Source organism: Pseudomonas sp. TE3-3-F2023 (assembly GCF_036784815.1).
Classification (GTDB): domain Bacteria; phylum Pseudomonadota; class Gammaproteobacteria; order Pseudomonadales; family Pseudomonadaceae; genus Aquipseudomonas; species Aquipseudomonas pudica.
In genome coordinates, this window is record NZ_CP145113.1 from 5,178,610 (window position 1) to 5,201,416 (window position 22,807).

Sequence of the window (22,807 nt, forward strand, 5' to 3'; positions counted from 1 at the left end):
GGCGGCTCTCGCCCCGTGTTTACGGCACTTTCCGACCCCCGGTAGCAGATTTTGTGAAAATTTCATGAAGCGTTGCGAATTTTGAGCACGCTTGTTGCATTCCTTTCACGCCAAGTCGGCACGACATCTGCATCGGCAGGTGTACGCGACAAATAACAACAGCGGCATTGGTTACCAGGGAGTTTCCGCAACCGGAATCGGTAGTTACAGCTTCGTTACGGTGAAAGAAACAGCGCTGGAGTTGTACGGCCCTTAAACCGGGGCGTGATTTGCGACATGGAAATACCTAAAAGCGACATGGTGAAAAAGTTCCGAAAAGGATGTTTATACCCATATCGCCAACAACAGTCTGCGTGCTATACATTTTCGCCGACATAACAAGAAAGAGCTGCCCCATATAACTAGAAAACTTGGACGCAGCGGTACTCTTCCTAAAAACCAAAGGAGCAAATCACGATGCGCGTGATGAAGTGGAGCATGATCGCCCTGGCCGTTGCGGCAGGGACCTCGCAGTTGGCAGTGGCCTCTTCCCAGGACGAGTCCAAAGGTTTCATCGAAGACAGCAAGCTGAACGTCAAGACCCGCATGCTGTACTTCAGCCGTGACTTCCGTAACAACGAAGGCGGCCAGAGCCGTCGCGAAGAAACCGGCCTGGGCTTCCTCGGCACCTTCGAGTCCGGCTTCACCCAGGGCACCGTGGGTGTGGGTGTCGATGCCATCGGCATGCTCGGCCTGAAACTGGACAGCGGCAAGGGCCGCGCCGGTACCGGCCTGTTCCCGACCGGCTCCGACGGCCGTTCGCAGGATGATTACTCCAAGGGCGGTGGTGCGGTTAAGTTCCGTATCTCCGACACCGTGCTGAAAGTGGGTGACCAGTTCACCGCACTGCCGGTCTTCGCTACCGACGACAGCCGCCTGCTGCCAGAAATCGCTCAGGGCACCCTGATCACCAGCAACGAGATCGAGGGCCTGACCCTGCATGCTGGTCACTTCACCAGCCTGACCGCCCAGGAGCAGACCAACCGCGACAGCTTCGGCCTGAAGGAAGCCAACGTGGTCGGCGGTACCTACGCCTTCACCGACAACCTCAGCACCAGCCTGTACTACTCGAAGGTCGAAGACTACTGGCGCAAGTACTACGCCAACGTCAACTGGGCGCTGCCGATCTCGGACAAACAAGGCCTGGTGTTCGACTTCAACATCTATGACACCAAGAGCGAAGGCTCGGCCGAGTACCGCGCGTTCGACGGCGACAAGCTGGACAACCGCGCGTTCAGCCTGTCGGGCGCTTACAACATCGGCGCGCACACCTTCACCCTGGCCTACCAGAAAGTCACCGGCGACGGCGACTATGGCTATGGCATCGACGGTGGCGGCACCATCTTCCTGGCCAACTCCGTGGCCCGTTCCGACTTCAACGCCGAAGACGAGAAATCCTGGCAGGCTCGCTACGACCTGAACTTCGCCGAATACGGCATCCCGGGCCTGACCTTCATGACCCGTTATGTACGCGGTACCGACGCCAACGTCGCCGGCACCAGCAACGGCAAGGAATGGGAACGCGACGTCGATATCAAGTACGTACTGCAGAGCGGCCCGGCGAAAGACCTGAGCTTCCGCGTACGTCAGGCCACCTACCGCTCTTCCGATGGCGTTTACTACGATTCCCCATCGATCGACGAACTGCGCCTGATCGTGGAGTACCCGCTGAGCATCCTGTAAGCCTGGCTTGCAGTGCCCCGCACCTGAAAAAGCCCGGCGATCACGCCGGGCTTTTTCTTGGCTGACAAGTGTCACGCCCTGGGGCATCCTGTACGCCTTCGTTTCGCCCCCGTACAATGCGGGGTCATTTCAATGTCTTAGGCAATCGACACGGCTCACCATGCGCACCAGTCAATATTTGCTCGCCACCCAGAAAGAAACCCCTGCCGACGCAGTGGTCATCAGCCATCAGCTCATGCTGCGTGCCGGCATGATCCGCAAACTGGCCTCCGGCCTGTACACCTGGCTGCCGATGGGCTTGCGGGTGATGCGCAAGGTCGAGGCCGTGGTGCGTGAGGAAATGAACGCCGCCGGCGCCCTGGAAGTGCTGATGCCCAGCATCCAGCCCGCCGAGCTGTGGCAGGAATCCGGCCGCTGGGAACAGTACGGCCCCGAGCTGCTGCGCCTGAAGGACCGCCACCAGCGCGACTTCTGCGTTGGCCCGACCCACGAAGAAGTCATCACCGACCTGGCCCGCAACGAGCTGTCCAGCTATAAACAGCTGCCGCTCAACATGTACCAGATCCAGACCAAGTTCCGTGACGAGATCCGCCCGCGCTTCGGCCTGATGCGCGGCCGCGAGTTCATCATGAAGGACGCCTACTCGTTCCATGCCGACCAGGCTTCCCTGCAGGAAACCTACGACCGCATGCACCAGGCGTACAGCAACGTGTTCACCCGCCTGGGCCTGGACTTCCGCCCAGTGCAAGCCGACACCGGTTCCATCGGTGGCAGCTATTCGCACGAATTCCACGTACTGGCCGAGTCCGGCGAAGACGACGTGATCTTCAGCGACAGCTCCGACTACGCCGCCAACATCGAGAAGGCCGAGGCCATCCCGCGTGAAACCGTGCGCCCGGCTCCTACCGAGGAGCTGCGCCTGGTCGACACGCCGAACGCCAAGACCATCGCCCAACTGGTGGAAAACTTCGGCCTGCCGATCGAGAAAACCGTCAAGACCCTGATCGTGCGCGGTGCCGAGGAAGGCAAGCTGGTCGCCCTGATCGTACGGGGCGACCACGAACTGAACGAAATCAAGGCGGCCAAGCTGGAACAGGTTGCCGACCCGCTGGTCATGGCTACCGATGCCGAACTGCGCGAGGCCATCGGTGCCGGCGCCGGCTCGCTCGGCCCGCTGAACCTGCCGCTGGAAATCGTCATTGACCGCTCGGTTGCCCTGATGAGCGACTTCGGCATTGGCGCCAACATCGACGACAAGCACTACTTCGGCGTGAACTGGGAGCGCGACCTGCCGGTTCCACAGGTCGCCGACCTGCGAAACGTGGTCGAAGGCGACCCGAGCCCGGACGGCCAGGGCACCCTGGTGATCAAGCGCGGTATCGAAGTGGGCCACATCTTCCAGCTCGGCACCAAGTACAGCGAGGCACTGAAGTGCCAGGTACTGGGCGAGAACGGCAAACCGGTAACCCTTTCCATGGGCTGCTACGGCATCGGTGTGTCCCGCGTGGTCGCCGCTGCCATCGAGCAGAGCTATGACGACAAGGGCATCATCTGGAACGACGCCCTGGCCCCGTTCCAGATCGCCCTGGTACCGCTGCGCTACGAAACCGAGGTGGTTCGCGAGGCGACCGACAAGCTGTACGCCGAGCTGACTGCTGCCGGTTACGAAGTGCTGCTGGACGACCGTGACAAGAAGACCAGCCCAGGCATCAAGTTTGCCGACATGGAGCTGATCGGCATCCCGCACCGCATCGTTGTCAGCGATCGCGGCCTGGCCGAAGGCAACCTGGAGTACAAGCACCGCACCGAGCAGGACGCCCAGGCGTTGCCGCTCAATGAAGTGCTGACCTTCCTGCAGGCCCGCGTTCGCCGCTGATAACCAATGCACGAGTGATCATGTTCAAGCGAAGTACCTTTCCCCTGGGGGGCGCCGCACTGTGCGGCGCCCTGCTCGTCAGCGGCTGCGCCAACCAGATGTCCCAGCGCAGCGACCATGAGGAGCGCGTCGAGCGCAAACTGCTCGAGCACACCCTGCAGATCGATGTCGGCGAGCCGAAGGTGATGGAGCTTCCGCAACGACGTGTGCGCGTGCATGAGCAGAAACGCTTCGAAGTCACCGAGTACGAAGTCACCCGCAGCTATGACCGCTACACGCCTTACCAACCCTGGCGGGAGATCTACGAGATCCCGCTGGGTGCGGTGGCCGTGGTGGCGGGCGTGGGTGCCAACGTGGTCAATGTCTTCGCCCTGGGCAACCTGCCGGAAAGCATCACCCACGACTGGCTCAGCTACGGCGTGGACGGGCTCAACCCGTTCATGAACGTGCCGTCCAACGGCCGTGCCCAGCAGAACCTGGCCGGGATCAGCGAAGTGCAGAAAGGCAAGCGCGAGGAATCTACCAGCGTGCCCTGGAGCGAGCGCCTGGTCGAGGTCAAGGCCGGCAAGATGACTCACGAGCTGACCACCGACAGGAACGGCGTGCTGCGCCTGAACCTGCTCGACAGCCCGTTCTCCGAGCAGAACCTCAACCACATCGGTACCCTGCATCTGCAGGTGCTGGACGAGGACAACGCGGTACGTGGCAATGCCAGCCTGCTGGTCAGTGCCACCCTGCGCAGCAAGCTGCTCGAAGCCCATGAACTGATCTTCGATGACCTCGAAGATGACGATGTCGGCCAATGGGTACACCGGGTCAAGCGCTTGTCCGAACTGGGCCTGGAAGAGGAAGCCAGTGAAATGGAACAGAGCCTGATCGAACTGACGCGCAACGACCCGGAGTTGCAGCAGGAGTTTCTGCAGTCGCTGACCAAGGCCACTGGCCGGTTGGTGGCCGACCCAGGCGCGCAGTAACCTGCATCACGCAATACCTTGTAGGAGCGGCCTTGTGTCGCGATGGGCTGCGAAGCAGCCCCATGATTTCAACCTTGATGCATGAATTGCCGGGGCTGCTTCGCAGCCCATCGCGACACAAGGCCGCTCCTACAGGGACCGCGTTAAATTGGCGGGCCATTTATTAAGGCGGGAACAGCTCCAGCTGCTCATGCGCCCCGCGCAAGTCGCGCAACCTCACGCCTACACCCAGCAAGCGCACCGGCTTGCCACCACGGGCAAACGCCTGCCCCAGCAATTGTCGATAACTCTCCAGGTCCCTGCCCGCCCCCGCCTGCTCCATGGTGGTCTGGCTGAAGTCATGGAACTTGACCTTGACGAAGGGTTTTTCTGGCCGGTAACTGCTGTCCATGCGGGCGATACGCTCGTTCAGGCTTTCCAGCAGCTCGGGCAGCCGTGCCAGGCAACTGGCCAGGTCCGGCAGGTCGGTGTCGTAGGTGTTTTCCACGCTGACCGACTGCCGGCGGCTATCATTGTGCACCGCACGCTCATCGATACCCCGCGCCAGCCCCCACAAACGCTCGCCAAAGCTGCCGAACTCGCGCACCAGCGCCAGGCGCGACCATTCGCGCAGGTCCAGGCAGGTCTCGATACCCAACCGCGCCAGCTTGTCTGCCGTTACCTTGCCCACCCCATGCAACCTGGCTACCGGAAGGGCGGCGACGAATGCCTCCACGTCGCCCGGGGTAATCACGAACAGGCCATTGGGCTTGCGCCAGTCACTGGCGATCTTGGCCAGGAACTTGTTCGGCGCCACACCGGCCGAGACAGTGATATGCAGGGTGCGTGCGACCCGGCGACGGATATCCTCGGCAATGCGCGTGGCGCTGCCCGAGTACCACTGGCTGTCGCTCACATCCAGGTAGGCCTCGTCCAGCGACAGCGGCTCGATCAGCTCGGTGTAGTCGCGGAAGATCGTGTGGATTTCCCGCGAGGCCTCACGGTAGGCCTCGAAGCGCGGCTTGACGATAAGCAGGTCCGGGCACAGCTTCAGCGCGTGCCGCGACGACATGGCCGAACGCACGCCATAGGCACGCGCTTCATAGTTGCAGGTGGCGATCACCCCACGGTGGTCGGCCGAGCCCCCCACCGCCATGGGCCGCCCGGCCAGGCGCGGGTCGTCGCGCATCTCGATCGCGGCATAAAAGCAATCGCAGTCGACGTGGATGATCTTGCGCAAGGACATGAATGACCGTCAGCACTGTAAATTCATACAGATAGTATCGCATGCGCCTTCGGGGTATGCAGCCTGTGCGCGGCACTGGTCGATAATCGGCCTGAAAGCCCCGTCGCGCCTGAGCTGCGCGCCATATTCAAACGCTAAGAGTTTGAACAGGAAAGGTTTTTTCAGAAAAAAGCTTGACACTCACGGGTAAATCCGTAGAATTCGATCTCACAGGCGCGGGATGGAGCAGCCTGGTAGCTCGTCGGGCTCATAACCCGAAGGTCGTCGGTTCAAATCCGGCTCCCGCAACCAGATTCGAGAAAAGGCCACTGTTCACACAGTGGCCTTTTTCTTTTGCATCAAATAATGCGCTGAAAGAAATTTCAAAAAAATCAACGACTAGCGCTTGACATCCATTCTGGAAACTGTAGAATTCGCCCCACTGACGCGGGATGGAGCAGCCTGGTAGCTCGTCGGGCTCATAACCCGAAGGTCGTCGGTTCAAATCCGGCTCCCGCAACCATATTCGTCAGAACGAACCCCGCCTGTGTAACAGCAGCGCGGGGTTTGTTGCTTTTCCCCTCCCGACTTTCGTCGTCCCCATTTCTCCGCCTTTAAGCCAACCTACAGGCTTGAAAGGTCGCTCCCAGGATGAACTATCTTTAACCCTGCCAAGTGGCTGAAAACGCTTGAGGCCGGAGTAACATTGGATACGTTTACCTAAGGGACTTTCACTTGGCCACACTTTTCCCTCACCTCGCGCTGCAAGGCCGGGGCAATCCATGACTTCGCACAACCCCGAACCACCGGTGCCGCTTGCCTCGGCGCTGCCCGGTGCTGTGCAACGCCTGCCCTTGCTGGAACGCTTGAGCCGCTACCGCCAGCCGATCGGCCTGGTAGTGACCCTGGTGTTGTTCACCATGGCCTTGATCGCCTGCCGCCACCTGTTGAGTGAATTGGACATCTATGCCTTGCACGATGCCATGCTCAGCGTACCGACCCGGTCGTTACTTGGCGCCTTGCTGGCTACCGTGCTCGGTTTCGTTGTCCTGCTGGGCTACGAGTGGTCGGCCAGCCGCTATGCCGGCGTGAAGCTGCCGGTGAGCAGCCTGGTGCTGGGCGGCTTCAGCGCCTTTGCCATCGGCAACGCCATTGGCCTGTCGATGCTTTCGGGCGGTTCGGTGCGCTATCGCCTGTATGCACGCCAGGGGGTTGGCGCAGGTGAAGTTGCACGGATGACCGTTTTTGCCAGCCTGTCATTGGGCTGCGCGCTGCCGCCCCTGGCCGCCTTGGCGACCTTGAGCGACCTGCCGGCGGCGTCTGCCGCACTGGGTTTGGCGCCTGGCTTGCTGGCGGGTGCCTCGATAGCCGTGCTGCTGGCATGCAGCGTGCTGGTGTTCGGGTTGTACCGCCGGCGCCTGGCTGAGCAACCACTGGCCAACAGCCTGCTGGTACAACTGGGCCGCCGCACGCTGCGCCTGCCGGGCGCACGCCTGGCAGCCCTGCAATTACTGATCACCGCACTGGATGTCGCCGCTGCCGCCACCGTGCTGTATCTGATGCTGCCCGAAGCACCACCGTTCGGTGCCTTTGTCCTGGTGTACCTGCTGGCCTTGGCTGCAGGTGTGCTCAGCCACGTACCGGGCGGCGTCGGGGTATTCGAAGCGATCCTGCTGGCGGCTTTTGCCGACCAACTCGGCGCGGCACCACTGGCAGCGGCCCTGCTGCTGTATCGGCTGATCTACGTGGTGCTGCCGCTGCTGCTGGCCTGCGTGCTGCTGCTGGCCAACGAGGCCCGACGGCTGCTGTTCGCGCAACAGGCAATCAAGGCCGCTTCCGGGCTGGCCGCGCCGATCCTGTCTATCCTGGTGTTCCTGTCCGGGGTGGTGCTGCTGTTCTCCGGGGCCACGCCCGAGATCGACACCCGCCTGGAGCACATGGGTTTCCTGGTGCCGCACCGCCTTATCGATGCCTCGCATTTCGGCGCCAGCCTGATCGGCGTGCTTTGCCTGCTGCTGGCCCAGGGCCTGCGCCGGCGCCTGTCCGCCGCCTGGCTGCTGACCACCGTGCTGTTGCTGGTCGGCGCCCTGCTGTCGCTGCTCAAGGGCTTCGATTGGGAAGAGGCCTGCCTGCTGACTTTTACTGCCGCCCTGCTCGCTCTGTTCCGCCGTTCCTTCTACCGCCCCAGCCGTTTGCTCGAGTTGCCGTTCTCGCCGGTGTTTCTGGTGGCCAGCGCCTGTGTGGTCGGCGCATCGGTGTGGTTGTTGCTGTTCGCCTACCAGGATGTGCCCTACAGCCATCAGCTGTGGTGGCAGTTCACCCTCGACGCCGATGCCCCGCGCGGCCTGCGCGCCGCCATGGGCAGCGCAGTGCTGCTGGCGGCTGTGGCCCTGACCTGGCTGCTGCGCACCGCACCACCGGTGATCCACCTGCCAGACGAAGAGGAGTTGCTGCGTGCCAACCGTATTCTGCTGGCCTCCGACCAGCCCGATGGCGGCCTGGCCCTGACCGGCGACAAGGCGCTGCTGTTCCACCCTCGCGACAACGCATTCCTGATGTACGCCCGTCGCGGTCGCAGCCTGGTAGCCCTGTACGACCCGATCGGCCCGGCCCAGGAGCGTGCCGAGATGATCTGGCAGTTCCGCGACCTGTGCGACCTGCACCATGCCCGCCCGGTGTTCTATCAGGTGCGGGCCGAGAACCTGCCGTTCTACATGGACATCGGCCTGACCGCACTGAAGCTGGGCGAAGAAGCCCGGGTCGACTTGCGCCGCTTCGACCTCGAAGCCAAGGGCAAGGAAATGAAGGACCTGCGCTACACCTGGAACCGCGGCGGCCGTGACGGCCTGAGCCTGGAAATTCACGAACCCGGGCATGCCCCGCTGGCAGAGCTGAAGGAAATCTCCGACGCCTGGCTTGGCGGCAAGAATGTGCGCGAGAAAGGCTTCTCGCTGGGGCGCTTCAGCCCTGAATATCTGCAGCACTTCCGCATTGCCCTGATCCGCTTCCAGGGCCGCCCGGTGGCTTTCGCCAACCTGCTGGAAACCCATGGCAACGAACTGGCCAGCCTCGACCTGATGCGTGCACACCCCGAGGCGCCGAAGCTGACCATGGAGTTCATGATGATCGGCCTGATCCTGCACTACAAAAGCCATGACTATGCCCGCTTCAGCCTGGGCATGGTGCCGCTTTCCGGCCTGCAGCCGCGGCGTGGCGCGCCCTTGACTCAGCGCCTTGGCTCGATGGTGTTCCGCCGTGGCGAGCAGTTGTACAACTTCCAGGGGCTTCGACGCTTCAAGGACAAGTTCCAACCGGACTGGGAACCCCGCTACATGGCCGTGCCGGCCGGGCTCGACCCGCTGGTGGCACTGGCCGACACCGCCGCCCTGATCGCAGGCGGCCTGACTGGATTGGTGAAACGTTGATGACCCGACGCTTTTGGCTGTACCTGCTGGTGCCCCTGCTTTTATCCGCCCTGGGAGGCGCGCTGGCGTTCTGGCTATGGACGCGCCCGGCCCCCGAGGCGCACCTGGAACAATTGAGCATCAATGACACCCACATCACCCGTGTGACCCCTGGGGTACACCCCAAGGCTCGAGTGGCCATCGGTGTACCCCAGGACCAGGCGCTGACCGACAGGCAACTGCTGGACCTGGCCCAGGCTGGCGAAGCGCAACTGGTGCAGGTGATCCTGCCGCCCAACGACTGCAGCAAGCAACAACAGGCCATGGACCAGGCCATGGGCCAGTTGCCAGAGAAACCGACCCTGGTCGCCGGTATCGGCCCTGGTGCCGCCCAGGCCTGGCGCTGGCTGGCCAGCCAGAACAACGACAAGGCGCGGGCAATTTCCGTGGACTTCAGCCTGGAACAACCCGGCTGCCAGGCAGCGCTGCCGAAATCGGCCGCCCACGGCCACTGGAACGTCGCCTGGAACGACAATCCGGATGACGCCAGCGCCGCCTTCGTACGCGACCAGGCCAATGCCGAAACCAGTATCAGCGACTATGACATCCACCTGCCACAAGTGCTCAAGGCCCAGCTGACCCAGGCACTGGTCGGCCACGACGGCAACGCCCTCGCCATCCCGGTGGTCGAGGTACCAGCCGGGCAGACCACCGACACGGTCACCCTGTTCCTTTCCGGTGACGGCGGCTGGCGGGACCTGGACCGCGACGTGGCCGGCGAAATGGCCAAGCTTGGCTACCCGGTGGTCGGCATTGATACGCTGCGCTACTACTGGCAGCACAAGACCCCGGAACAAAGCGCCGCCGACCTGTCCGAGCTGATGCAGCACTACCGGCAGAAGTGGGGCACCAAGCGCTTCGTGCTGACCGGCTATTCATTCGGTGCCGACGTGCTGCCGGCGATCTACAACCGCCTGCCGGCCGAGGACCAGCAACGTATCGACGCGGTGATGTTGCTGGCCTTTGCCCGCAGCGGCAGCTTCGAGATCGAAGTCGAAGGCTGGCTGGGCAAGGAAGGCCAGGAAGCGCCAACCGGGCCGGAAATGGCCAGGCTGCCTGCTTCCAAGGTGGTGTGCGTGTATGGTGTGGAAGAAACCGACGAGAGCGGTTGCACCGACAAGACTGCGGTGGGTGAACGCCTGAAGCTACCGGGGGGGCACCACTTCGACGAAAACTACCCGGCACTGGCCAAGCGCTTGATTGGCGAGATCGAGACGCGCCAGGGCAAGTCGAGTGTGGCGGCACAGAACTGATAGCCTTGGGTAAACCCGCTCCTGCAGGCTACGCGATCGATGTAGGAGCGGCCTTGTGTCGCGATAGGGCCGCAAAGCGGCCCCAGCTATACTGCGTCGTTGCACAAATCGAGGGGGCGCTTCGCACCCCATCGCGACACAAGGCCGCTCCTACAGGGACCGCGCCTTGGCGCAGGTTCAAATCTCGACCTGGGTCCCCAGCTCGATTACCCGGTTCAGCGGCAGGTTGAAGAAGCGCAAATTGCCGTTGGCATTCTTCAGCAGAAACGCGAACAGGTTGCCCCGCCAGCGCGACATGCCCTCCAGCCGTGAGGCGATCACGGTCTCGCGGCTGAGGAAGAAGGTGGTGCGCATCGGGCTGAAGTCCAGGTCTTCCAGGTGGCACAGCTTCAACGCCGCCGGCACGTCCGGTTCGTCCATGAAGCCGAAGTGCAGCAACACGCGGAAGAACCCGTCGCCATAGGCCTCCACTTCAAAGCGTTCCTGCTCCGGTACCCGTGGCCGGTCCTCGCTGACCACCGTCAACAGCACCACCTGGCTGTGCAGCACCTGGTTATGCAGCATGTTGTGCAACAGCGCATGGGGCACCGCATCGGAGCGCGCCGTCAGAAACACCGCAGTGCCTTCGACCCGGTGCGGCGGCTGAATGCGGATACTGCTGATGAACAGCTGCAGCGGCAGCGCGCCTTCGTCGATGCGCTCCATCAGGATCTGCTTGCCGCGCTTCCAGGTGCTCATCAACAGGAACAGCACAGCGCCGGCCAAGACCGGGAAGGCCCCGCCCTGGATGATCTTCGGCACGTTGGCGGCAAAGAACAGCCCATCCACAAACAGGAAACCCAGCAGGATCGGCACCGCCAGCACCGGTGGCCACTTCCACAGCAGCAACATCACCGCAGAGACCAGGAGGGTGGTCATCAGCATGGTACCGGTCACCGCCACGCCGTAGGCTGCCGCCAGGGCGCCGGACGACCCGAAGCCGATCACCAGCAGCACCACGCCAACCATCAGCGCCCAGTTCACCGCACCGATGTAGATCTGCCCCTGCTCGTCGCTTGAGGTGTGCTGGATCTGCATGCGTGGTATGTAGCCCAGCTGGATGGCCTGGCGGGTCAGGGAGAAGGCCCCCGAGATCACCGCCTGCGAGGCGATCACTGTGGCCATGGTGGCCAACGCGACCAACGGCAGCAGTGCCCAGCCCGGCGCCAGCAGGTAGAAGGGGTTACGTGCCGCCTCCGGGTTCTGCAGCAGTATCGCGCCCTGGCCAAAGTAGTTGAGCACCAGCGCCGGCAGCACCAGAAGGAACCAGGCGCGGGCGATCGGCTTGCGGCCAAAGTGGCCCATGTCGGCGTAAAGCGCCTCGGCACCGGTCAGCGCCAGCACCACCGCGCCGAGGATGGCCACACCCATGCCGGGGTGAACCACGAAGAAGTTCACCGCCCAGACCGGGTTGAATGCCTTGAGTACCTCCGGGCTCTGCGAGATGCCATGCACACCCAGCACGCCCAGCGCCACGAACCAGGTGACCATGATCGGGCCGAACAGCTTGCCGATCTTCTCGGTGCCGTGCTTCTGCACCAGGAACAGCGCCACCAGCACCACCAGCGAAATCGGCACCACCCAGTGGTCGATACCTTCGAAGGCCAGCCCCATGCCCTCCACCGCCGACAGCACCGACACCGCCGGGGTGATCATGCTGTCGCCATAGAACAGCGAAGCGCCGATCAACCCGCACACCACCATCAGCGTACGCAACCTCGGATAGGCCGCCGTCGCCCGCCGCGCCAGTGCAGTCAGTGCCATGGTGCCGCCCTCGCCCTGGTTGTCGGCGCGCAGGATGAACATCACGTACTTGAACGACACCACCCACAACAGCGACCACAGGATCAGCGACAGGATCCCCAGCACGCCGTCATGGTTGACCGGTACTCCGTACCCGCCGCTGAAGACCTCCTTGAGGGTATACAACGGGCTGGTGCCGATATCGCCATAAACCACCCCGACCGCCGCCACGAGCAGGCTCACCGACCGCGTCGCGCCCTGCTTCCCCTCGTGCCCGCCCTCGGCGTGACTGCTTGCCTGAACCATCGACCACTCCCGCAGACGGCCTTGCACGGCCAGTAGAATTCCCCATGCGCCGGATGATACTGATACCCCCCGACGCAATGGCGCGAAGCATAGCGCAGCGTTCGTCGCATTTCTGCTGGTCAAGCGACCCTGCGCTCGCTAGAATTGCGCACTTTTTGATCAGAGGCGCCAAAAGCGCCCGTCAAGATCGCCCCCGATTCCGGTCGGGCGACCTGCATTCAATACCGAGGTTAGTCATGTCCACCACGCCCGCCACCCCCAAGGTAGGTTTCGTAAGCCTGGGTTGCCCAAAAGCCCTGGTCGATTCCGAGCGCATCCTGACCCAGCTGCGCATGGAAGGCTATGAAGTCGTGCCCACCTACGAGGACGCCGACGTGGTGGTGGTCAACACCTGCGGCTTCATCGACAGCGCCAAGGCCGAGTCGCTGGAAGTGATCGGCGAAGCGATCAAGGAAAACGGCAAGGTCATCGTCACCGGCTGCATGGGTGTCGAGGAAGGCAGCATTCGTGACGTGCACCCGAGCGTGCTGTCGGTGACCGGCCCGCAGCAGTACGAGCAGGTGGTCAATGCCGTGCACGAAGTAGTGCCGCCACGCCAGGACCACAACCCGCTGATCGACCTGGTGCCGCCGCAAGGCGTCAAGCTGACCCCGCGCCACTATGCGTACCTGAAGATTTCCGAAGGCTGCAACCACAGCTGCAGCTTCTGCATCATCCCGTCGATGCGCGGCAAGCTGGTCAGCCGCCCGGTCGGCGAAGTGCTGAGCGAGGCCGAGCGCCTGGTCAAGGCCGGGGTCAAGGAAATCCTGGTGATTTCCCAGGACACCAGCGCCTACGGCGTCGACGTCAAGTACAAGACCGACTTCTGGAACGGCCGCCCGGTCAAGACCCGCATGCTCGAGCTGTGCGAAGCCCTGAGCAGCCTGGGTGCCTGGGTACGCCTGCACTACGTGTACCCGTACCCGAACGTCGACGACGTGATCCCGCTGATGGCCGCCGGCAAGATCCTGCCGTACCTGGACATCCCGTTCCAGCACGCCAGCCCGAAAGTGCTCAAGGCCATGAAGCGCCCGGCCTTCGAAGACCGCACCCTGGCACGTATCAAGAACTGGCGCGAGCAGTGCCCGGAGCTGGTGATTCGCTCCACCTTCATCGTCGGCTTCCCGGGCGAGACCGAGGAAGACTTCCAGTACCTGCTGGACTGGCTGACCGAAGCCCAGCTGGACCGCGTGGGCTGCTTCCAGTACTCGCCGGTGGAGGGCGCCCCGGCCAACGATCTGGGCCTGGAAGAAGTGCCGGACGACGTCAAGCAAGACCGTTGGGACCGCTTCATGGCCCATCAGCAAGCCATCAGCGCCGCCCGGCTGCAACTGCGCATCGGCAAGGAAATCGACGTGCTGATCGATGAAGTGGAAGAGCAAGGTTCGGTTGGCCGCAGCTTCTTCGATGCCCCGGAAATCGACGGCAGCGTGTTCATCGATGGCGACCACGGCTTCAAGCCGGGTGACAAGGTGCGTTGCCGCGTGGTGGATGCCGACGAATACGACATGTGGGCTGAACCCATCTAAGGCAGCTGCATACTGAAAAGCCCCTGCCCCGCCATTCCCCACAAGGAACTGCCGGGCCAGGGGCTTTTTCGTCAGAACGCGTGAAAAAGCATCAGGCCGCCTTCTGCATCCGGGCTGGCATCCGAGAAGCCTTTGACTGCATAGAGTTGCACTTTCCACTGCTGGTTGAGCTTGTGTGTCAGGAACAGGGTAAGTTCCTTGATCTGCGCGCCCGTCGAGACGACCTTCTGCCGCCAGTCATAGGAGGCACCCGCGGAAGTGCCTGCAGCCACGGGCATGGCGAAGCCGAGACTGGCAAATATCGGGTCGTCGAAATCGCTGTCGGGCGGATCGCCGAACTTCTTCCAGCCCAGGGTCGCGAAGCCGGTCACCGGGCCAAGGGCCTTGGCGATGTCTACCTGGCCGGTGTAGTCGTATTCACCGGTGCCCAGGCACTGGTCTTCATCGGCAGTGGGGAATTTGACCTTGCCGATCAGGTCCAGCATCAGGCCGCCGTCACTGCCATCGAGCAGGGCATAACCGGCGCTGGCAACCGTGTCCCCCAGCCCGCTTTCCACATCCCGGCAGCCACCGGGCAAGGGGTCACCATTCGGGCCCACTTCAGGGTTGGTGATGCGCAGCCAGGGCACTGTGACCTTGTAGGTCATTGGGCCGGTTTCATACTTGCCGACCACGGGGATGTACCAGATTTCCGAGGTTGTACCCGTGCCATAGTCGCCACTTGAATAGTCCATGCCTATTGCGGCGCTGAAGGTATCGCCCAGCACCGACGCGCTGGCGCAAGACAGCAAACAGGCAAAAAGAGGGAGCGTGGGTTTCATCTGCACCTCGATATCCCCGGACGGGAAAGGTGATGGCACTTACCCAGCCTAGTTGCCTAATGCCCGGATCGCTCTGGATGCTCCACTTTTTCGACTTTCTCTACTGTCTCAGGCCTTTCGACCTTCTCGACTTTTTCTACTTTTTCGATTTTCTCAGGCTTTTCGATCTTCTCAACCTTTTCGGGCCTCTCGGCTTTCTCGATCTTCTCGACCTTTTCGGGCTTGTCGGCTTTCTCGATCTTCTCGACTTTTTCTACTTTCTCTACCTTTTCAAGCTTCTCTGCTTTTTCAATCTTTTCCACCTTTTCAAGCTCGACCTTCTCTACCCGGTCAGAGCTTCCACTATTGCTGCTCTCGGGTTGCTCCACGGTGTCGACATGCTCCGACTTTCCGGACTTGTCCACGCTTTCAGCACTGTCCCGACCACTGGAATCGTCAACACCGCCGTGTCCGCTGTGATCATCGCTGCTTTCGATGCGATCACTGGTCGCATCGCGGCCGCCATGCCCGCTATCGCCGGAACCCTCAGCGTCACGGGTACCGTGTTCGCTGCCACGCCCCGAACGCCCTCTGTCCGGGTTGTCGGCACGGTCGTCGTGGAACTCCACGCGGGTTGCCCGCAGCTCGTGCTTGCCACTGAACACCCCGCTCACCCGCACACGTTGATCGAGCGCCAATGCCGCGGGCTGCTTGCCGACGATCACGGTGCCCTGCCCCAGCGTCACCTTGATACCTGCCACCACCAGTTGCTGAGCGTGGCTGCGCTGCACCAGCCCCTCGATCACCGCCGTCTGCACACGGCCAGCGAAAGGCAGGCTCGGGTCTGGGCGGGTTTGCGCCACTTCCAGCTGGCGTCCGGTCCACTGCCCACGTACCAGCACTTCCCGTGCGGGTGCCACACGGGTCCCCAGCTTCAGCCCCTGTAGGCTGCCGGCACGGTCAACCGCACCGATGGCACTGGCTTCCCTGAGCCCCGGCGCCCGTTCGATACGGCTGGCTATCACTTCGCCCCTGGCATCGCGCAGGCCACTGACCCTGACCGGCTCGCCCGGGCGCAACCCTTCAGCCACCCGCGCCCCTGCAGCAAGCCGCACAGGTTGGCCCATGACCCGCAGAGGGGCCGAAGCATTGGGCAGTGCCGTCAGCGGCCCTTCGTAAACGTTGAGGATCGAGATGCGCCCTGCTTGCAGGCCGCGTTTGCCGGCAAATGCCTCCACCGCGACAACCTGGCCGATTGCCAGGTGAGCGCTACTGGCAGGCGCACCGTTTTCACTCACCGGCACGTCCTTGCCAAAGTGCACTTCCAGGCCATTGACGCAGATCGAGGCAAACCCGGTGATGGTGCCGACAATGCCGGTGCCACCGGTACCGCCCGGGCGCAGGATCGGTGCACCGGTACCGCCTGCCCCGCCGTGATCGATGAAGGTGCCGTCCACACCGTCGGCCACCGCGCCGGTCCCGCCCGTGCCGCCGGGACGCTGCGGCAGCGGCGCACCGGTGCCACCCACTCCGCCGTTTTCGCTGCGTACGCCGGTACCACCGACACCGCCCGTCCTGGCCCCGGTACCACCAATACCGCCTGGGAACTGCAAGCCCGCCGCCCCCGCCATACCCACTTCGTCACGGCTGACACATACCGGTGCTGCGGCCACTTCAGCAGGCGCCACCAGGTTCAACCCGAAACCCAGGACCAGTGTGACGACACTGAGGCAGCGCGCGAGGGAAGTCATGGGTCTGGAGTATTCGACAAATCGGGGTCGGTAGTTTCAGTGTAGAAATAAAGCCCGACCGTGATGCGCTGACGTTCCTCGGCGCTGGGCACATCGGCATCTTCCAGCTCTGCTGCGAGCCGGCTGAAGGCAAGGAGCATCTGCATGCCGTCCTTGTCCACCGTTGCACGCAAATGGTCGACGCTGGCCGGGCTCAAGGCGTCATAGTGCACACTGCGCTCAAAGAACGGCTGGCCGTCCCCACTCAGGTTGTGCACTGCTGCGCAGGCATGGTCATGCAGGTTGTGGCCAAAGTACGCGGCCTTTTCGTCGAAGCCTTTCTGCGGCACGAATGCCTGGGCCTGCAGGTGAACACAGTCCTGGTCGTCGAGCCGGACGATACCCAGGCGCAACCACTCATCCAGCACAACCCGCCCGCGGATGTCGGTGCTGATCTTCGCCACCAGGGCATCGAAGGAACAATCGCCGCCAACGCTCGCCAGGCGCGGCAACGGCAGCGCCTGGCCAGGCGCCGAGCAGAACGGCTTGCCGGTGGTCCACATATTGACCAACTGTGCACCTAACGTGATGTTTTCCGGCAGCGCTGCGAGCGATGTGCCCCCTTCGCTGCGCAAACGCCGGACATCCTTGCGATGCACGCCTGTGAGCAGGCTGATGCGGCTGTCGGTCGGTACCGTACCGTCCAGGCGAAACTCGCGGTGGGCCACATCGACGAACACTTCCTTGAGCAGGTCGGCGAACATCGTGTAGGTGACCCCTTTGCGCAGCATCAGGCGCACCAGAGGACGCATGACACGCCGCAGTGCGCTTAACATCGAAGGGGGGATGGTAGGCGATTGCATTGAGCGCATTCCTTGACAGATGAACCCAGTATACGACGCGGGAAAAGATCCCACACCAACTGTGACAATATCCCGGACGAGATGAGGGATAGTCGTCGGCGCTCATTGCATTCGCGTTGAGTGGGGCTGCCGTTCAGCGCCAGTCAGCTCCTGCTGTTGTCATCACCCGGTTCGCCTGCGGCATGCTCACCGCGGTCATCACCCGGTTCGCCACCCAGATGATCGCCACGATCATCACCAGGTTCACCACCAACGTGATTGCCGTGGTCATCGCCAGGCTCACCGCCAACATGATTGCCATGATCGTCCCCGGCCTCACCGCCAACGTGATTGCCATGATCGTCACCGGGCTCGCCGCCAACGTGATTGCCGTGATCGTCCCCAGGCTCACCGCCAACGTGATTGCCATGATCATCACCCGCCTCAGCGTGGTTGCCGCTGCGCCCAGAGTTCGAGGAGCCGTCATGGCCGCGCCCACTGTTGCCGGCATGGCCATCTCCATCTCCGCCAGCGCCGTGGCCACCGCCTTCACCGCCATGGCCACCACCGCTACCACCGTGACCACCGCCGCCACCGCCATGGCCACCACCGCCGCCACCGTGACCACCGCCACCGCCACCACCATGGCCACCACCGCCGCCACCGTGACCACCGCCACCGCCATGACCACCACCGCCGCCACCGTGACCACCACCGCCACCATGGCCTCCGCCACCGCCTCCGTGACCACCTCCGCCGCCACCATCCTTGGCATAGGCGCTGGAACCACTGGATATCGAGTCTGGGATCAGAACAATGGAAGTCGATAGCACGCCAGCAACGGCAACCGCCAATAGCGCCTTTTTGAACAGCACATGGATTTGCATATTTCGTCTCCAGGTCGTCGCCATGAGAAACGCCAGATCGAACCGGAATCTTGTGTTCGGTTCCTGCTTTTTCTTCTGTGGGAATTTTTCCCACGACAAAGTAATAGACTGCGGCCCCCCGACCTTCAAGCAGCGCCCGGAGAAGCCGACCGGCGGTTGCCCTGCTATGTTTGCCTTACCGTCATGGAGGAACACCGGCATGCATTCGGTACTGACGCTGCAAACCCCGCGCTTTAGTGACTACGGCGAACTGGTACAGGTGTGGGAGGACTCGGTACGCGCCACCCACGACTTCCTGCCGGATTGCTACATCGTCTTGCTGCGCGACCAGGTGCTGCGTCGCTACCTCGATGCAGTGATGTTGATCTGCTGCAAGGACCACCAGCGCATCTGCGGCTTCGCCGGGGTCGCCAACGGGCGCGTGGACATGCTGTTCGTCGCACCGGATTACCGTGGAAAAGGGGTCGGCAAGCGCCTGCTGCACTATGCGATCGACGAACTCAATGCCGAGCGCCTGGACGTCAATGAACAGAACCAACAAGCCTTGGGCTTCTATCTGCATGAGGGCTTCGAGGTGATCGGCCGTTCGGAAACCGACGGCCTGGGGCAACCCTACCCGCTGCTGCACCTGCGCCTGCGCAAAACGGCGTAAATGGAACAGATTCCCAGCCCCTCTGCCGCGCGGGCAGGTACAATGCAGGTCTTTCCCTGCCTTTGCGAATCGCCGTCATGTCCGAACCCGTCCGCCTGTCCAAACGCCTTATCGAGCAGCTTGGCTGCTCCCGCCGCGAGGCCGAGTTGTACATTGAAGGCGGCTGGGTCACGGTCGATGGCGTGGTGGTCGAGCAACCGCAGTTCAAGGTCGAGCAGCAGCGCGTCGAACTGCTACCTGGTGCCCGTGCCGAAACGCTGGAACCGGTAACCCTGCTGCTGAACCAGCCGGCCAGCCTGGACAGCGAAACCGCCCGCGCAAGCATGAACATGGGCAGCCTCAGCGAAGCCCACCGCGAAGGTGTTCGCGCACTGCACGGGCATTTTGCCCGGCAGGCTTGCGTGGCGCCGCTGGAGCGCGGTGCCAGCGGCCTGCAGGTATTCACCCAGGACTGGCGGGTAACCCGCAAGATCGACGCCGACCTGCGCCGCCTGGAACAGGAATTCATCGTTGAAGTACGCGGCGAGACCACGCCCCAGGCGCTGGAACGCCTGGCGCGCGGTGCCACCCGCAATGACCGCGAGCTGCCCAAAGCCAAGGCCAGCTGGCAGAACGAGACCCACCTGCGCATGGCCCTGAAAAATCCGCAGCCAGGGCAGATCGCCGAGCTGTGCGCCTATCTGCGCCTGGAGCTGGTGGGCATGCGCCGCATTCGCCTGGGTGGCGTGTCGATGGGCAAGTTGCCCCTGGGCCAGTGGCGCTACCTGGCCGCTACCGAACGTTTCTAAGCAATACGCCGCGCCGCAGGTGCGGCACCTGAACAGGATTCTGCAACAATGAACCACAACGACGTCCTGCGCAGCCTGCGCTACATGCTCAAGGTGAATGACGCCAAGATGGCCGAAATCATCGGGCTATCCGGCCTCGACGTGCATCCCCTGGTGCTGGCCACCTACCTGAAGAAGGAAGACGAGGAAGGCTTCGTGCGTTGCCCTGAACGGGTCATGGCGCACTTTCTCGACGGCCTGGTGATCCACCGTCGCGGCAAGGATGACAGCCGCCCGCCGCAGCCGATCGAGCTGCCGGTGACCAACAACCTCATCCTCAAGAAGCTGCGGGTAGCCTTCGAGCTCAAGGAAGACGACCTGCATGCGATCCTCAAGTCGGTCAACTTCCCGGTCAGCAAGCCCGAGCTCAGCGCGCTGTTCCGCAAGGCCGGCCATGACAACTACCGCCCGTGCGGCGACCAGCTGCTGCGCAACTTCCTCAAGGGCCTGACCCTGCGCGTGCGCGGCTGATTGGCCATGCAGCATACAGTTACCCCGGTCGGCATCATCCGCTCCTGTTTCAAGGAGAAGTTCGCCATCCCGCGCCAGCCGCAACTGGCGCCCGCTGCACGCGGCGTGCTCGAGCTGCTGCCGCCGTTCGACCAGGGCGATGCGGTCGAGGGGCTGGAGCAGGTCAGCCATGTCTGGCTGCTGTTCCTGTTCCACCAGGCACTGGAAGACAAACCCCGCCTGAAGGTGCGGCCACCACGCCTGGGGGGCAACAAGAGCATCGGGGTGTTCGCCACCCGCGCCACTCACCGGCCCAATGGCATCGGCCAGTCAGTGGTACGCCTGGAAGGCGTCGAGCCAGGGCGCCTGCTGTTGTCTGGCATCGACCTGCTCGACGGTACGCCGGTGCTGGACATCAAGCCGTATGTGCCGTACGCCGACAGCATCGCTGGCGCCAGCAACCAGATGGCCAACCAAGCACCTGCCGCGATCGCCGTGCAGTGGGGCGACAACGCCCTGCCCCAGGCCCGCGAACATGCACTGCGCCTGAGTGAACCGCTGGTCGAGCTGATCGAGCAATGCCTGGCGCAGGACCCACGGCCTGCCTACCAGGTGCCACCGGCCGAGCGGGTGTATGGGGTGAAGTTCTGGGATGTACAGGTGCGCTGGCACTACCCGCAACCGGAGGTTATCCGGGTGCTGGAGGTGGTGCTGGCCTGACCTCTGGACTGTGCGCGGTCTTCGCGCCTGTACGCGGTCCCTTGTAGGAGCGGCCTTGTGTCGCGAAAGGGGCGCGTAGCGGCCCCAGAATCTCGGCCATCCTGCAAGGTTGCCGGGGCTGCTACGCAGCCCTTTCGCGACACAAGGCCGCTCCTACAGAGGACCGCGCACAGGTATGAAGGCACATGAAAAAGGCGACCCTCAGGTCGCCTTTTTCGTTTTACCGCAACGCTATCAGCGAGCCGGGCCTTCAGCCACGCCCAGGTCGTCGGTCGGACGGGTATCGACCAGCGGCGCACCACCGGAGGCCAGCTCCGATGCCAGCTTGTCGTTGTCCATTTCCTTCACCCACTTGGCTACAACCACGGTGGCAACGGCGTTGCCAACCAGGTTGGTCAGGGCGCGGGCTTCGGACATGAAGCGGTCGATGCCAAGGATCAGCGCCAGGCCGGCAACCGGCAGGTGGCCAACGGCCGACAAGGTGGCAGCCAGGACGATGAAGCCCGAACCGGTAACACCGGCAGCGCCCTTGGAAGCCACCAGCAGCACCAGCAGCAAGGTGATCTGGTGAGTGATGTCCATGGTGGTGTCGGTGGCTTGTGCGATGAACACCGCAGCCATGGTCAGGTAGATCGAGGTGCCGTCGAGGTTGAACGAGTAACCGGTCGGGATGACCAGGCCAACCACCGACTTCTTAGCACCCAGGCGCTCCATCTTGGCCAGCATGCGTGGCAGGGCCGACTCAGAGGAGGAAGTGCCCAGCACGATCAGCAGTTCTTCACGGATGTAGCGGATCAGCTTGAGGACACTGAAGCCGTGGGCGCGGCAGATACCACCCAGCACCACCAGCACGAACAGCAGGCAGGTGATGTAGAAGCAGGCCATCAGGTAGCCCAGTTGCACCAGCGAGCCAACGCCGTACTGGCCGATGGTGAAGGCCATCGCACCAAAGGCACCGATCGGGGCCAGTTTCATGATCATGTTGATGATGTTGAACATGACATGGGCGAAGCGGTCGATCATGTCCAGCACCGGCTTGCCGTAGCTGCCCAGGCGGTGCAGGGCGAAGCCGAACAGCACGGAGAACATCAGCACTTGCAGGATGTCGCCGTTGGCGAAGGCGCCGACCACGGTGTTGGGGATGACGTTGAGCAGGAAGCCGACGGTGGTCTGCTGCGCGCCGGCGGCGGCGTAGGCAGCCACGCTGCTGGCGTTCAGGGTGCTGACGTCGATGTGCATGCCAGCGCCCGGCTTGACCACGTTGACGACGACGAGGCCGATGATCAGCGCGATGGTGGAGACGATTTCAAAGTACAGCAGCGCGTAGCCGCCGGTCTTGCCGACCGACTTCATGCTCTGCATGCCGGCGATGCCGCTGACCACGGTACAGAAGATGATCGGAGCGATGACCATCTTGATCAGTTTGACGAAGCCGTCACCCAAGGGTTTGAGGGCGACGCCCGTCTCCGGGTAGTAGTGGCCGAGCAGGATGCCGATCGTGATGGCGACCAACACCTGGACATACAGGGATTTGTACAGCGGCTGACGTGTCGTCATGGCTAATTTTCCTCAAGTGTGCCGGCTCACCCTTCCCAGGGCGATGGGGCACCTGAATCGCTAACCCTCCTGCACCCGGAGGGATTTGTCGTTGTGTTCGAGCTGCCTGGGCAGGCCTCTGCGAGGATCAATAGCAAGGGTGGTGCCAAAATGCCCATCAAGGGTGCAAAGGCTGTATTTGTGAGGGATAAAC

General features: G+C 62.9%; 17 protein-coding genes and 2 tRNA genes. 12 read left to right on the forward strand and 7 right to left on the reverse strand.

The window, feature by feature from the left end; all coding sequences use genetic code 11:
- Nucleotides 1–456 precede the first annotated feature (456 nt).
- From V3314_RS23785 to V3314_RS23795, 3 genes are all read left to right on the forward strand, one after another.
- Entirely contained in the window at nucleotides 457–1,722 is a 1,266-nt protein-coding gene (locus V3314_RS23785; RefSeq protein WP_046616208.1) for an OprD family porin, read from the forward strand.
- Between the two features lie 160 nt (nucleotides 1,723–1,882).
- A complete protein-coding gene (locus V3314_RS23790; RefSeq protein WP_046616209.1) occupies nucleotides 1,883–3,598 on the forward strand; it encodes a proline--tRNA ligase in 1,716 nt (571 codons plus the stop codon).
- Between the two features lie 20 nt (nucleotides 3,599–3,618).
- Complete coding sequence (locus V3314_RS23795; RefSeq protein ID WP_046616210.1) at nucleotides 3,619–4,572, forward strand: lipoprotein; 954 nt, start codon at nucleotides 3,619–3,621, stop codon at nucleotides 4,570–4,572.
- Between the two features lie 163 nt (nucleotides 4,573–4,735).
- On the opposite strand, the gene dinB is transcribed toward V3314_RS23795, so the two are convergent.
- Nucleotides 4,736–5,791, reverse strand: a complete 1,056-nt coding sequence (dinB, locus tag V3314_RS23800; RefSeq protein ID WP_161797636.1) for a DNA polymerase IV — start codon at nucleotides 5,789–5,791, stop codon at nucleotides 4,736–4,738.
- 220 nt (nucleotides 5,792–6,011) lie between these two features.
- Between dinB and V3314_RS23805 the strand changes: the two genes are divergently transcribed.
- The 4 genes from V3314_RS23805 (at nucleotide 6,012) to V3314_RS23820 (ending at nucleotide 10,493) form a co-directional block, all read left to right on the forward strand.
- Nucleotides 6,012–6,088 (forward strand) — tRNA-Met (locus tag V3314_RS23805).
- 134 nt (nucleotides 6,089–6,222) lie between these two features.
- Nucleotides 6,223–6,299: transfer RNA gene (locus V3314_RS23810), tRNA-Met, on the forward strand.
- Between the two features lie 259 nt (nucleotides 6,300–6,558).
- Nucleotides 6,559–9,201, forward strand: a complete 2,643-nt coding sequence (gene mprF / locus V3314_RS23815) for a bifunctional lysylphosphatidylglycerol flippase/synthetase MprF (protein ID WP_153671179.1) — start codon at nucleotides 6,559–6,561, stop codon at nucleotides 9,199–9,201.
- A complete protein-coding gene (locus V3314_RS23820; RefSeq protein WP_338459716.1) occupies nucleotides 9,201–10,493 on the forward strand; it encodes an AcvB/VirJ family lysyl-phosphatidylglycerol hydrolase in 1,293 nt (430 codons plus the stop codon). The genes mprF and V3314_RS23820 overlap by 1 nt, the downstream gene beginning before the upstream one ends.
- A gap of 177 nt (nucleotides 10,494–10,670) precedes the next feature.
- Here V3314_RS23820 and V3314_RS23825 read toward each other — a convergent pair whose 3' ends face one another.
- Nucleotides 10,671–12,581 (reverse strand): potassium transporter Kup, encoded by a 1,911-nt coding sequence (locus tag V3314_RS23825; RefSeq protein WP_046616214.1) that lies wholly within the window; start codon nucleotides 12,579–12,581, stop codon nucleotides 10,671–10,673.
- 236 nt (nucleotides 12,582–12,817) lie between these two features.
- Between V3314_RS23825 and rimO the strand changes: the two genes are divergently transcribed.
- Complete coding sequence (rimO, locus tag V3314_RS23830; protein ID WP_013973825.1) at nucleotides 12,818–14,149, forward strand: 30S ribosomal protein S12 methylthiotransferase RimO; 1,332 nt, start codon at nucleotides 12,818–12,820, stop codon at nucleotides 14,147–14,149.
- A gap of 71 nt (nucleotides 14,150–14,220) precedes the next feature.
- On the opposite strand, the gene V3314_RS23835 is transcribed toward rimO, so the two are convergent.
- The 4 genes from V3314_RS23835 to V3314_RS23850 all read right to left on the reverse strand — a co-directional run bounded on the left by V3314_RS23835 (nucleotide 14,221) and on the right by V3314_RS23850 (nucleotide 18,408).
- Nucleotides 14,221–14,970: a hypothetical protein gene (locus tag V3314_RS23835; protein WP_046616215.1), complete on the reverse strand. Its 750-nt coding sequence runs from the start codon at nucleotides 14,968–14,970 to the stop codon at nucleotides 14,221–14,223.
- A 56-nt stretch (nucleotides 14,971–15,026) separates the two neighbouring features.
- Entirely contained in the window at nucleotides 15,027–16,700 is a 1,674-nt protein-coding gene (locus V3314_RS23840; protein ID WP_338459717.1) for a DUF5666 domain-containing protein, read from the reverse strand.
- Nucleotides 16,697–17,542: a DUF6502 family protein gene (locus tag V3314_RS23845; protein WP_046616217.1), complete on the reverse strand. Its 846-nt coding sequence runs from the start codon at nucleotides 17,540–17,542 to the stop codon at nucleotides 16,697–16,699. Before V3314_RS23845 ends, V3314_RS23840 begins: the two co-directional genes overlap by 4 nt.
- Nucleotides 17,543–17,685: 143 nt before the next feature.
- Nucleotides 17,686–18,408: a hypothetical protein gene (locus tag V3314_RS23850; RefSeq protein ID WP_235431430.1), complete on the reverse strand. Its 723-nt coding sequence runs from the start codon at nucleotides 18,406–18,408 to the stop codon at nucleotides 17,686–17,688.
- 199 nt (nucleotides 18,409–18,607) lie between these two features.
- On the opposite strand from V3314_RS23850, the gene V3314_RS23855 reads away from it, so the two are divergent.
- The 4 genes from V3314_RS23855 to tsaA all read left to right on the forward strand — a co-directional run bounded on the left by V3314_RS23855 (nucleotide 18,608) and on the right by tsaA (nucleotide 21,057).
- Nucleotides 18,608–19,060: a GNAT family N-acetyltransferase gene (locus tag V3314_RS23855; protein WP_046616219.1), complete on the forward strand. Its 453-nt coding sequence runs from the start codon at nucleotides 18,608–18,610 to the stop codon at nucleotides 19,058–19,060.
- Nucleotides 19,061–19,137: 77 nt separating this feature from the next.
- Complete coding sequence (locus tag V3314_RS23860; RefSeq protein WP_046616220.1) at nucleotides 19,138–19,848, forward strand: rRNA pseudouridine synthase; 711 nt, start codon at nucleotides 19,138–19,140, stop codon at nucleotides 19,846–19,848.
- Nucleotides 19,849–19,896: 48 nt separating this feature from the next.
- A complete protein-coding gene (locus tag V3314_RS23865) occupies nucleotides 19,897–20,358 on the forward strand; it encodes a DUF1456 family protein (RefSeq protein ID WP_013973832.1) in 462 nt (153 codons plus the stop codon).
- A gap of 6 nt (nucleotides 20,359–20,364) precedes the next feature.
- Nucleotides 20,365–21,057, forward strand: a complete 693-nt coding sequence (tsaA, locus tag V3314_RS23870) for a tRNA (N6-threonylcarbamoyladenosine(37)-N6)-methyltransferase TrmO (protein WP_338459718.1) — start codon at nucleotides 20,365–20,367, stop codon at nucleotides 21,055–21,057.
- Between the two features lie 234 nt (nucleotides 21,058–21,291).
- On the opposite strand, the gene V3314_RS23875 is transcribed toward tsaA, so the two are convergent.
- The gene (locus tag V3314_RS23875; RefSeq protein WP_019098118.1) at nucleotides 21,292–22,614 is read right to left on the reverse strand and encodes a dicarboxylate/amino acid:cation symporter; all 1,323 of its coding nucleotides are present in this window, start codon (nucleotides 22,612–22,614) and stop codon (nucleotides 21,292–21,294) included.
- Nucleotides 22,615–22,807: the final 193 nt, after the last annotated feature.